This window comes from Onishia taeanensis, from assembly GCF_900100755.1.
Taxonomy (GTDB): domain Bacteria; phylum Pseudomonadota; class Gammaproteobacteria; order Pseudomonadales; family Halomonadaceae; genus Onishia; species Onishia taeanensis.
In genome coordinates, this window is record NZ_FNCI01000007.1 from 122,577 (window position 1) to 134,151 (window position 11,575).

The 11,575-nt window shown below is 64.2% G+C and carries 11 protein-coding genes; 4 read left to right on the top strand and 7 right to left on the bottom strand.

The window, feature by feature from the left end; translation table 11 throughout:
• Positions 1 to 95: 95 nt before the first annotated feature.
• The 6 genes from aroQ to BLR71_RS10850 all read right to left on the bottom strand — a co-directional run bounded on the left by aroQ (position 96) and on the right by BLR71_RS10850 (position 6,487).
• Positions 96 to 533, bottom strand: a complete 438-nt coding sequence (gene aroQ / locus BLR71_RS10825; protein ID WP_092525931.1) for a type II 3-dehydroquinate dehydratase — start codon at positions 531 to 533, stop codon at positions 96 to 98.
• Positions 530 to 3,538, bottom strand: coding sequence for a bifunctional [glutamate--ammonia ligase]-adenylyl-L-tyrosine phosphorylase/[glutamate--ammonia-ligase] adenylyltransferase (glnE, locus tag BLR71_RS10830; protein WP_092525933.1), 3,009 nt, complete (start codon positions 3,536 to 3,538; stop codon positions 530 to 532). The genes aroQ and glnE overlap by 4 nt, the downstream gene beginning before the upstream one ends.
• A 92-nt stretch (positions 3,539 to 3,630) precedes the next feature.
• Complete coding sequence (locus tag BLR71_RS10835; protein ID WP_092525935.1) at positions 3,631 to 4,002, bottom strand: diacylglycerol kinase; 372 nt, start codon at positions 4,000 to 4,002, stop codon at positions 3,631 to 3,633.
• Positions 4,003 to 4,126: 124 nt separating this feature from the next.
• Positions 4,127 to 5,575, bottom strand: coding sequence for a D-alanyl-D-alanine carboxypeptidase/D-alanyl-D-alanine endopeptidase (gene dacB / locus BLR71_RS10840; protein WP_092525937.1), 1,449 nt, complete (start codon positions 5,573 to 5,575; stop codon positions 4,127 to 4,129).
• A gap of 166 nt (positions 5,576 to 5,741) precedes the next feature.
• Positions 5,742 to 6,071: a DMT family transporter gene (locus BLR71_RS10845; RefSeq protein WP_092525939.1), complete on the bottom strand. Its 330-nt coding sequence runs from the start codon at positions 6,069 to 6,071 to the stop codon at positions 5,742 to 5,744.
• Positions 6,068 to 6,487 carry a PACE efflux transporter gene (locus BLR71_RS10850; protein WP_092525941.1) on the bottom strand — a complete coding sequence of 140 codons (420 nt, stop codon included), beginning with the start codon at positions 6,485 to 6,487 and terminating at the stop codon, positions 6,068 to 6,070. Before BLR71_RS10850 ends, BLR71_RS10845 begins: the two co-directional genes overlap by 4 nt.
• A 202-nt stretch (positions 6,488 to 6,689) precedes the next feature.
• Here BLR71_RS10850 and BLR71_RS10855 point away from each other — a divergent pair, with 202 nt between their 5' ends.
• Positions 6,690 to 7,583: a LysR family transcriptional regulator gene (locus BLR71_RS10855; RefSeq protein WP_092525943.1), complete on the top strand. Its 894-nt coding sequence runs from the start codon at positions 6,690 to 6,692 to the stop codon at positions 7,581 to 7,583.
• A 53-nt stretch (positions 7,584 to 7,636) separates the two neighbouring features.
• On the opposite strand, the gene trmB is transcribed toward BLR71_RS10855, so the two are convergent.
• The gene (gene trmB, locus BLR71_RS10860; protein ID WP_092525945.1) at positions 7,637 to 8,323 is read right to left on the bottom strand and encodes a tRNA (guanine(46)-N(7))-methyltransferase TrmB; all 687 of its coding nucleotides are present in this window, start codon (positions 8,321 to 8,323) and stop codon (positions 7,637 to 7,639) included.
• A 243-nt stretch (positions 8,324 to 8,566) separates the two neighbouring features.
• Here trmB and BLR71_RS10865 point away from each other — a divergent pair, with 243 nt between their 5' ends.
• The 3 genes from BLR71_RS10865 to BLR71_RS10875 all read left to right on the top strand — a co-directional run bounded on the left by BLR71_RS10865 (position 8,567) and on the right by BLR71_RS10875 (position 11,287).
• Positions 8,567 to 10,483: a beta-ketoacyl synthase gene (locus BLR71_RS10865; RefSeq protein ID WP_092525972.1), complete on the top strand. Its 1,917-nt coding sequence runs from the start codon at positions 8,567 to 8,569 to the stop codon at positions 10,481 to 10,483.
• Positions 10,484 to 10,490: 7 nt separating this feature from the next.
• The gene (coaD, locus tag BLR71_RS10870) at positions 10,491 to 10,970 is read left to right on the top strand and encodes a pantetheine-phosphate adenylyltransferase (protein WP_092525947.1); all 480 of its coding nucleotides are present in this window, start codon (positions 10,491 to 10,493) and stop codon (positions 10,968 to 10,970) included.
• Positions 10,971 to 11,038: 68 nt separating this feature from the next.
• Positions 11,039 to 11,287: a YfhL family 4Fe-4S dicluster ferredoxin gene (locus tag BLR71_RS10875; RefSeq protein WP_092525949.1), complete on the top strand. Its 249-nt coding sequence runs from the start codon at positions 11,039 to 11,041 to the stop codon at positions 11,285 to 11,287.
• Positions 11,288 to 11,575 lie beyond the last annotated feature (288 nt).

The following is an 11,575-nucleotide window of genomic DNA, read 5'->3' on the forward strand; positions in this document are numbered from 1 at the left end:
AACAACCCCATGATAGCCAGATTTTAGACCTTAGTCTAATACCAGCGTCTCAATACCCGCCAAGGCACTGCCGCCCCGGCGTGCAAGGACCGTGCTTAGCCGTTGATCAGCGCGTCCAGCGCCGCCCGATAGCCCTGGCTGCCAAGCCCGGCGATGACGCCGTCGGCACGCAGCGAGACATAGGAATGGTGCCGGAAGGCCTCGCGCTTGTGCACGTTCGACAGATGCACTTCGATCACCTTGCCCTCGAAGGCATTCAAGGCGTCGAGAATGGCCACCGAGGTGTGGGTATAGGCCGCGGGATTGATGATGATCGCCGTGGTGCCATCGAGCCGCGCGCCCTGAATGGCGTCGATCAGAGCGCCCTCGTGGTTGCTCTGGCGACAGCTGATATCCCAATCATTCAGCGTGGCCCGCTCATAGAGCGCATTATTGATGTCGTCGAGGGTCTCTCGCCCGTAGATCTCTGGCTGGCGAGTGCCGAGCAGGTTGAGATTGGGACCGTGCAGCACGAGTACCTTGCCTTGGCTCACTTGGGCGTCTCCTGATGTGAAATGTCGTGGGTCGTGAACGCCTCGCCGTCTTCCAGCAGGCGCTGCCACAGCCGGCTGACCAGCTCGCGCTGGGCGCTGAAGTCGGCCTCGACGTCCTGCTTGGTCAACGCTGTGCGATGGAAGGCATTGCGATAGGCCAGATAGGCCTCACGTAGGGCGTTGGCATCTTCGGCGGGCAGCAGCTCGACCTCCTCGAGGGTCTCGAGGATGCGCATGTTGTCGCTATAAACCAGCAGCGCCGGGCAATCATGTCCCATCGCCAGCACCGCGTACTGGCACAGAAACTCGATATCGACCATGCCGCCGGCATCCTGCTTGAGATCGAAGGCACCGGACTGTTTGGCCGCCGCTGAGCTGCCCAGATGATCGCGCATCTTGTGGCGCATCCTGATCACCTCGTCGCGAAGCGCCGGCAGGTCGCGGGCCTGTCCGAGCACCTCCCGGCGCACCGCATCGAAGCGCTGCGCCAGGTCGGTATCGCCGGCCACGGCCCGAGCCCGCACCAGGGCCTGATGCTCCCAGGTCCAGGCCTCACGGCGCTGGTAGTCGGCGAACGCTTCCAGAGTCGTTACCAGCAGGCCGGCGTTGCCGGAAGGCCGCAGGCGCATGTCGACCTCATACAGGGCGCCGGCGGGCGTCACCGCGGTCAGCAGGTGGATGATGCGCTGACCGAGGCGAGTGAAGAACACCGGATTGTCGATCGGCCGCTCGCCGTCGGTGCTGCCCTGGGAGGCGGCATCATGGATGAACACCAGATCCAGGTCGGAGCTATAGCCAAGTTCGATGCCACCGAGCTTGCCATAGCCGACGATGATGAAGTCGGTCTCACCATGGCTACCGTCCCGGCGTTTGGGGTAGCCATGCTTGCGGGTCAGGTGCTTCCAGGCCATTGCCAGCACTTGTTCCAGCACCACCTCGGCGATGAAGGTCAGGTAGTCGCTGACCTTCATCAGCGCCCGGGTGCCGACGATATCGGAGGCCGCCACGTGCAGCACCTGGGCATGCTTGAACACTCGCAGCGCCTCGAGCTGGGCTTCCTCGTCGTCCTCGGGAATCCGCCCCAGGGCCTGGCGCAGTTCATCGGCCAAGCGTGACTTATCGGCGGGCGTATACAGCGTCGAGGGCGTCAGCAGCTCGTCGAGCAGAATCGGGTGGCGAGCGATCTGGTCGGCGATCCAAGGACTGGCCCCACACAGCCGCATCAGGTGGCCGAGCGCATCACGATTCTCGCGCAGCAGCGCCAGATAGGCGGTGCGCCGCAGCACCGATTCGATCAGGGGCAGCACCCGCTCGAGCACCGTATCCGGATCATCGCTTGCCAGCACCGCTTCGAGCAGCAGTGGCATCAGGGCGTCGAGACGCTCGAAACCGATGCGTTGCATGCCCTGCACCGCCCGGGACTGACGCAGGGCCTTGAGGCGCCTGTCACCGCGAGCGGGGTCGGCGAAGCCGGCGTTTTCAAGCAGCGTCGTCGCTTCCTGTTCGGACAGCTCGCCGCGCCATAGGGCACGCAGCTCGGTATAGGCCGTGCTGTCCTCCTCATCGCTGCCCTCGGCCTCTTCTTCGGGGTCGGCGATCACCGCATCGAAGTGGCCGCGCACCCGCTCACGAAGCTCCGAGAGCCGCGCCATCAGGGCCGGCCAGTCGTCCATATCCATCGCCAGGGCGATGCGTTCACGCTGGGCCTCATGATGGGGCAGCGCCTGGGTCTGACGATCCTCCAGGGCCTGAATGGCATGCTCCAGATCGCGCAGAAAGACGTAATCCGGCGTCAGCTCATCGACCACCGCTTGCGGCAACAGGCCAAGCTCGGGCAGGCGCTCGAGGGCCGTCTTCAGCGAGGTAACCTGCAGCTCGGTATCACGGCCTCCGCGAATCAGCTGGAAGGCCTGCACGACGAATTCGACCTCGCGGATGCCGCCGCGACCGAGCTTGATGTTGTCGTCCATGCCACGGCGCTTGACCTCGCGATTGATCATGGACTTCATCTCGCGCAGCGACTCAATGGCGCCAAAATCCAGGTACTTGCGATAGACGAAGGGGCTGAGGCTCGCCAGCAGCTCGCGGCCGGCGTCGATGTCGCCGGCGACGGGCCGCGCCTTGAGCATCGCGTAGCGTTCCCATTCGCGGCCCTGATCCTGGTAATAGCTCGACAGCATGGAGAAGCTGCCGACCAGCGGGCCGCCGTCCCCAAGCGGACGCAAGCGCATGTCGACGCGAAAGGCGAAGCCATCGGCGGTCATCGCATCCAGGGCGGCGATCAGTTTCTGGCCTAGCTTAGTGAAGTATTCCTGATGCTCAAACTCGCGCTTGCCGCCTTGGGTCACGCCCTTCTCGGGGAAGGCGAAAATCAGATCGATATCCGACGACAGATTAAGCTCACCGGCGCCGAGCTTGCCCATGCCCAGCACCACCAGGCGTTGAGGACTGCCGTCGGCCCTCGGAGCCGGCAGGCCCCAGCGGGCTTCTAAATGCGCTTCGAGCCAGCCAAGCGCCCCTTCAAGGCAGGTCTCGGCGAGGCGTGAGACGGCACCGGCGGTCTCCCACATGGAGGTACCCTCGGGGCGGGTCAGATCGCGCCAGACGATGCCCAGCATGCGCTCGCGGCGAAAACGCCGGATCGCCGACTGCATGCCCGCCTCATCGGTAACCTCATCAAGGGCCTCGCTCAGCCACTGGTCGAGCAAACCAGGCGACGGCGCGCTATCGAGCTCGCCGTTGGCGTCCAGGCTCGTCAGCCAATCGGGATAGTGGACCAGCGTATCGGCGGCGAACGTCGAAACCGCCAGCACCTTCGCCAGCTGCTCGCGGCGCGATTCATCTAGCGCTCGCCAAGTCTCGCTCAGCGGGTCGCTTTGCTGTTGGTTTGCGCGGGCATCGGCGCGCTCCAGCGCCTCATCCAGACGCTGTGCGGTCTCGCCCAGCGAGGCGTGCAGGCAGTGGGGAATCTCGGTCAGCGGCAGGAAGCCATCGGGCAGCGCCATGGGCATCTCCTTGTCATTTCCCCAAGCATAGCGAAGCGGCCACCCTACTGTCTGCGCCCTGCGGCTAACTCAGCCAAGCCACCCGGAAAGGCCTAGCCAAAGAAGCGCTGCCAGGCCAGCAATCCCCAGGTCATCCCAGCGATCATCAGCGCCAGCATCACGGCCGCCGAGCCGATATCCTTGGCCCGCCCGGAAAGCTCATGGCGTTCAGGCCCGATGCGGTCGACCACCGCCTCCACCGCGGTATTCAGCAGTTCGACGATCAGCACCAGCAGGCAACTGCCGATCAGCAAGATCCATTCGACGGGTGAATGCCCGAGCCAGATAGCCAGCGGCACCATCACCAAGCAAAGCCCCAGCTCCTGACGGAAGGCGGCTTCGTTATGAAAGGCGGCATTAAGGCCCTTGATGGAGTAGCGGGTAGAATGGATCAGGTGGCGCCAGCCGGTGTGCCCAGGCTTCATCGATTCGTTCCTGCGTGTCGGAGGATGGGTGATGGCCATCGCCATAGGTGGCCGCGATAGCGAGTGATCGCCGATTTTTTCGGACAGAGCCTAGCAGTCGACGATGACAATCCCTGGAAATGCCTCAATGACTCAGGATCATCGACTCGAGATCACCGGCGAGCGGCTCTAGCACCTGCCGCCAGGCCAGGTAAGGCGTGCTGGCGGTGCCGTTGACCAGCACCGAGAAAACGCCCCAGCGACCGCTCTGGGTGCGGAAGTAGCCACCGGTGGCGCGCACCGAGAACGGCTGGTTGAGCGTGCCCGTCTTGAGCATCACGTTTTCCTGGAAGGTGTCGCTGCCGCGACGCAGGAAGCGCATGGCGCCGTTGGTGGGCGACTGCAAGCCGGCGATGAAGCTCGGGAACAGCGCCGGGCGCTGGTACATGCGTTCGAGCAGCGCCGTGACGCCACGCGCCGTGGTGCGGTTGCCAGTGGTCAGGCCGCTGCCGCTCTCCAGGGTCAGCGGGCCATGGCCGGGAATCGCCAGGGCGAAGGCTTCCACCGCATCGCCGGCTTGAGGGAGCGTCGCTCGGGGCGAGCCGACCAGATCGAGGGCCAGCACATCGGCCATGAAGTTGTTCGAGTAGTTGAGGGTGCGCTGCAGGAGCTCCTGCAGCGGCTTGCCCTGCACGGAAGCCAGCTCAGTGGCTGCCGCCGGCGGCGCCGAGCTGACCACCCGTACGCCACCGGTCACGGCGATGCCGGCCTGCTCGAGCAGCGATGCCAGGGTGCTGGCGGTCTGCTCGGCAGGGTCGGAGCTGGCGCGGTAAACGTAGCGCGGCCCATCCCCCATGGCGATGGTGCCCTCGAGCACCATGCGGTCGCCTTGGGCATCGGTCAGGCGCTCGGCTTCCAGGCGGGTCCGGCCATCGGCGCGGGCGGTCTGCACCTGGTTATCGAGACGCGTCAGCAGTTCGCCGCTCGAGCAGCTGGCAACACGGGCCGGCTCGCCAAGAGCGGGCCCGGGGCGGACCACCAGACACCAGCTGCCGTAATCGACGCCCGCCGCCGACAGAAGCGCGCTATAGGCGTTGGTGCCATGGCGACGCGCCTCGCAGCGGTCGGTGGTGATGCACTGCACCGGGCCATAGCGCCACTGATTGATCTCGAGCGCCCCGTCGACTCGGGTCACCCCTTGCTGACGAAGCTGCTGCACCAACCGCCAGAGATCCTCCGAAACCAGCGCCGGATCACCGCCGCCCTCGAAGACCAGATCGCCTGACACCACCCCATCGCTTGAAAGCGTGCCAGGTGTGACCAGCCGAGTGGTGAAGCGGTGCTGGGGGCCCCAGCGATCAAGTGCCGCTGCGGCCATGTAGAGCTTAGAGACCGAGGCCGGCGACAGCTCGAGATCGGGGGTGATCTCGCCGAGCACCTCGCCGCTGTCGAGCAGCCGCGCCTCGGCACCGATCAGAAAGCCCTGATCCTCCAGCGCGGAAAGGCGCTCGAAGCCCGCCGCCGATGCCACTGGCGCCCCCAATACACAGCACAGCAGCACGACCAGCAACAAACGCAGCGACAAAGAAGGCATGGGGGCAATCCGACAGCAGACGAGGCCTGGCTGGCCTCAGGGTTCATGGCTCGCCTTATACGGCAAGATCGTATGACGAGATAGCGTTGGGCCTCTTCATGCGAGGCGGCTCCGGGCCTCAGTAAGGAGGCGGCTCCGGGCCTCGACAAAGGGCCCAGTTAAGGCCTCAGTGCGACGACACGCTGGAAAATACCTGAATCACTACCACGCCGCCAATGATCATTCCGAGGCCCACTACCGCCGGCAGGTCGGGGCGTTCACCATAAACCACGATGCCGATCAGGGTGACCAGCACGATGCCGAGCCCGGCCCAGAAGGCATAGGCGATGCCCACCGGCAGGGTGCGCAGCGCCAGCGACAGCAGATAGAAGGCGAGCCCGTAGCACACCACCACCAGCACGCTCGGCCAGAAGCGCGAGAACTCCTGGGACGCTTTGAGGGCGCTGGTGCCAACGACTTCGGCAACGATGGCCAACGCCAGGAATACATAGGTCATGAGCTACCTCCCCGCGCCAGATGATGGCGCACCGCTCGATCAAAAAGAGTATTGAAAATCAGGCCGTAGGCCAGGAAAAAAAACACGTAACCGATATCCAGCCAAAGTGCCTCGAAGAATCCGATCTCGAGCCACCAGGCCACCCCGGGCAACGTCAGCACCACAAGCCCGAACTCGAGCCCCAGGGCCTGCACGAGACGCTGCTGAAAAGTGCGTTTCCGGCTGGGCACCCAGTGATCGAAGATCCGGTTCCAGATCAGATTCCAGAGCATCGCCATGGTGGCCATGGCGACCCCCAGCGCCCCCAGCTGCCCCATGCCATGGCCGCTGAAAGCGCTGGCAAGCGGGGTCACCACCATCAGGCCACCGGCCTCGAACAGCGCACTGTGTAAGAGCCTTTCCTTTACCGAACGCATGCCCCCTCCAATGAGACCTTCTCCCGTAGCGATGCCCTGGCCATGAACCTTGCAACCGATGCAACGGTGAACACTGCGATGAATGCCAGAACTTTTGCGGCCATTCTAATCTCAGGAGAGATAGCATCTAGTTAGATTCCATCTGATATTCTGATAGATCGACCATGCACGCTGCCGCTATCCCCTTTCACAGGAGGCCTCCATGCGCTGGACCCTGGATCAGTTGGAATGCTTGATCGCCGCCGCCGAGCAGGGCTCGTTTTCCGCCGCGGCGCGCAGGCTGGGACGTGCCCAGTCGGCAATCAGCACCGCCATCGGCCACCTGGAGGATGACCTGGACTGCCGGCTCTTCGACCGCCAGGGACGGCTGCCGCAGCTGACGCCCGCCGGCGAGGCCGTGCTGAACGAGGCTCGGGCGGTGCTGCACCAGTGTCAGCGACTGGATGCCAGGGCCCGGGCCATCGCCGAGGGGGAAGAAGCACGCCTGGTCATGGCCATCGACGAAGCCCTGGTCGAAATGCCGCCGGTGGATAACACCCTGGAGGCACTGGCCCATCAATATCCGGCGCTGCAGCTGACGTTGCTCTACGGCGCCCAGGGCGACATCGCCGGCTGGGTCGAGGACCGCACCGCCGACATTGGCATTCTGCTCAGCCAGCAGGCCCGGGGCCCGCTATTGGAAGGACAGCGCATCGCTCATCTGAAACAGCTATTAGTGGTGGGGCGGAACCATCCGCTGGCCAAGCTACCGGCGCCGAACCTCACCGACCTGGCAAGCCACCGTCAGTTGGTGATTGCCTCGCGCACCGGTAGCGAAGACGATCAGGCCATCAGCGCCAGATTCTGGCGTCTGAACAGCTTCTATTCGATGGCGGAACTGGCCACTCGCGGACTCGGCTGGGCGCTGGTACCGCAGCATATCGCTAGCTACCCGCCTTTCCGCGACCACCTGACCACCTTGACGAGTGAGGCGCTTGGGGTAGCGCCACGCATCGAGGTAGAGATGGTCGCCCGCCGCGACAGTGCCCAAGGACCGGTGGCGCAATGGCTACGGCAATCGCTGGGGCAAGGATTTCGCGGTCGCCAAGATCGCTGAGCCAGGGTGTTTCATAACATGGACTTCAAAGCATGGACTTCAAAGCATGGACTTCAGGGCGTGGGCAAGAGCTCGGGGGCTGGCGGCAGGTCGAGCTGAAGCCGCCAGAGCGACTGGCCACTGCCGTGATACTTACGCTCGAACGGTGTCAGAAACTCACCGTCCGGCCGATAAAGCTCGGCGTGCACGACCTCGCCGGTGGCTTGCTGAATGGCCAGCGCGAATTCCTCGACGTAGAGCCGCCAGTTGGAGCGCAGCTCGAACCGCCCACCGAGAGCGAGAATGGCCGGAAACACCGGATGACCGTGCCAGCGCATCTTGAGATGGGCGGCCTTCGGATAAGGGTTCGGATAGAGCACGTAGTGGCGGGCCGGCTGCCATCCCGCCGCCAGCGCCAGTCGCCAGAAGTCCACCAGGTCGGCCCGCACCAGGAGCGCGTTGTCCGGAAGCTCGCCATGATCCCGGGACAGCCGGTCGGCGCTGCGATCGACACCGATCACCACATGATCGGGGAACTGTTCGGCCAGTTGACGAGTCGAGAGTCCAACGCCACAGCCTGCGTCGAGAATCAGCGGCCGAGGCCGCGCCGAGCGCCAGGCATCGGCCTTAGCGAAGGCGCTGCGCGTGTGCTCGGCAATCGGCTTCTTGAGCGGATGGACAAGCGCCCGGGAGACCCGGCGGGCGAGTTCCTGATGGGGGCCGGGCTGATTGGTAACGATGGCGCGGGAATTGGCGTGCATGGGCGTCCGGTGGCCGGGTGAACAAAAGTGCCCGCCATTCTAGCAGGGCCGGCCAGCCAGACGCAGATTCCACCATCCATTCATGACAACAAGATGAAAACCACCGTCTGCGGGATCAAGGCCCGCATGACGGGGTAGCGGCCGCGGTGATATTATCAACCGTAAATGAAGGAAACATGAGCGCCCTGGCGCCATCAGCACAATGAGGTAAGCGGCTTGTCACAGTTACCGGTGATCGTCGGCATGGGGGGAGTGAATGCTGCCGGCAGAACCTCGGGCCATCAGGCGTTTCGACGCACGGTCCTTTCGGCCCTCGACGCGGACACTCAGGCCAGCACCCTGACCGGCCTGGCGGCGATGATGCGTCTGGTAAATACCGACGGCAGCTCGCCCTGGCAGGATACGAGCGGCCAGTCACTGGATGCCGAGCAGATCGTCGCCCGCTACCAGCAGCAGGTTCTCGACCACACCCTGATCCGTCGTATCGAAGACCCGATGTTCGGTGCCGATGGGATCCCGGCCAACCGCCCGGCCCAGCTGTCCATCGAGGCACCGCTGGTGTTTCACGTGCGTCGTCGCCAGCTACCCGAGCAGTTGCCCGAGACCTGGCAGGTGCGCGAGCTGGACCGCCGTCACGTCGAGGTCACGGTGCCACCGGGTCAGTTCGACGTCAGCCTGCCCGAGCGTCGTGGCGCGCAGGTGCGCACCGCCGGCCAGTTACCCAGCGGCTTCGAACCCAGCAGCCTGTATCGCAGCGTCCATCACCCGCGTGGGTTATCGATGGCGATCTTCGGCGCGTCGGACTGTCTAGGCCAGAGTGGCCTCGACTGGGAGACCTTGCGCGACCGTCTCGATCCGGATGAGATTGCCGTCTACGCCGGCAACTCCATCGGCCAGCTCGACGATGCCGGCTGGGGCGGCCTGTTGAAGAGCTATGCGTCGGGCAACCGCGCCACCTCCAAGCAGATGCCGCTGGGCTACGGCCAGATGCCGGCCGACTTTCTCAATGCCTATGTGCTGGGCAGCGTCGGCGCCACCGGTGCCGTCCAAGGCGCCTGCGCGACCTTCCTGTACAACTTGCGTGTGGGCATCGAGGAAATCAAAAGCGGTCGCCGCCGCGTAGTGATGGTCGGCACCGCCGATGCGCCGATTACGCCCGAGATCATCGAAGGCTTTCGCACCATGGGCGCGCTTGCCGATGACGATAGCCTCAAGGCACTGGACGCCCTCAGCCTGCTCACGGATGCCGACTACCAGCGCGCCTGTCGCCCCTTTGCCCGTAACTGCGGCTTCACCATCGCCGAAGCCAGCCAGTTCGTGCTGCTGATGGACGACGGACTGGCACTGGAAACCGGCGCCCAGATACTCGGCAGCGTGCCGGGCGTCTTCACCAATGCCGACGGCTGGAAGCGCTCGATCTCCGCCCCCGGCATCGGCAACTACATTACCCTGGGCAAGGCCGTCAGCCTGGCACGGGATATTCTCGGCGAGGAGTCCCTGCGCACGCGCACCTTCCTGCATGCCCACGGCACCAGCACGCCGAAAAACCGCACCACCGAGTCCCACGTCTTTCATCAGGTGGCCACGGCCAACGGCATCACCTCCTGGCCGGTGGTCGCGGTCAAGGCCTTCGTCGGCCACTCTCAAGGCAGTGCCGCCGGCGACCAGTTGGTCAGCGCCCTCGGCAGCTTCGCCCACGGCTGGCTGCCGGGCATTCCCACGCTTGATGTCGTGGCCGACGACGTTCATGCCGAACGCCTGCAGTTCTTCGCCGAACCGCTGGCCTTCGAGGCCGATGCCGCCTTCATCAATGCCAAGGGCTTCGGTGGCAACAATGCGACGGGCCTGGTGCTGTCGCCCTCAGTCACTGAGCGACTGCTGGTCCAGCGCCACGGCCAGGCCGCGATAGACGCCTGGAAGGATCGCCGCGAGCCTATCCTCGAGGCCTCACGGAACTACGAGGCAGGCGCCGACCGGGGCCACTTCCAGGCCCTGTATCGCTTTGGCCAGGGCGTACTGGAAGGCCCGGAGCTTTCGGTCGAGGCCGACCAGATCGGTATTCCCGGCTATGCGCAGCCGGTGTCGCTGGCCGTCGAGAACCCCTTCGGCTCTCTCGGTGACGCCCATCGAGACAGCGACCACACCAACGACGAACAATAGGCGCGCTATGAACATCGTGGTCTATCCCGGCACCTTCGACCCCATCACCAACGGTCACTTTGATCTGATCGAGCGCGGTGCCAGGATGTTCGACAAGGTGATCATCGCCATCGCGGCCAGCCCCGGCAAACAGCCGGCGCTGGACCTTGATAGCCGGGTGGCGCTGACCGAGGAGGTGGTGGCAAAGCTGCCCAACGTCGAGGTCACGGGGTTCTCAGGCCTACTCACCGAGTTTCTGGCTCAAAAACAGGCGCGCATCATCCTACGCGGGCTGCGCGCCGTCTCGGACTTCGAGTACGAGCTGCAGTTGGCCAACATGAATCGCGCCATGGCACCGGATGTGGAGAGCGTCTTCCTCACGCCGGCACTCGAGAACTCCTATATCTCCTCGACGATGGTGCGCGAGATTGCCAAGCTCGGCGGCGATGTCTCGAAACTCGTTCATCCCAGGGTCGTAGAAGCCCTGAATGCTCGTTATAATAGCTGAGCGTTTTACTCGGATATTAGCCGGCTCACGCTCCCGACCGAGCAGCCCCTTTCCTGGAGTAACCTGATATGTCCCTGATGATCACCGACGAGTGCATCAACTGCGACGTCTGCGAACCCGAATGCCCCAACGGCGCTATCTCGCCGGGGGAAGAAATCTACGTCATCGACCCGGGCCTGTGCACCGAGTGCGTCGGCCACTTCGATGAGCCGCAGTGCCAGCAGGTCTGCCCGGTCGACTGTATTCCGCTGGACCCACAGCGCAAGGAAACCCGCGAGCAACTGATGGACAAGTACCACGCCATCACCGCCGCCTGAGCCTTGCCCCGATATCGGACCTTCCCGAACGCCCTGCAGGCCCGCCCTGCGGGGCGTTTGCGTTGAAGCAATACAGAAACCATACAGAAGCAATGCCGGGAACAATGCAGAGGCAACGCCAGGCTTTGCTAGGCTTTGTCTGAAAAGTCGACGAGCGAAGGCCAGACCGGGGCGCGTAGCTAAGGCAAAAATTGGCGAAAGAGCGGAGTTTACGGGGTGTAAATGAGCATCTTGAGCCGATTTTTAACGCCGTATGGGCGAGCGCAGTACTTTTCAGACATTGCCTAG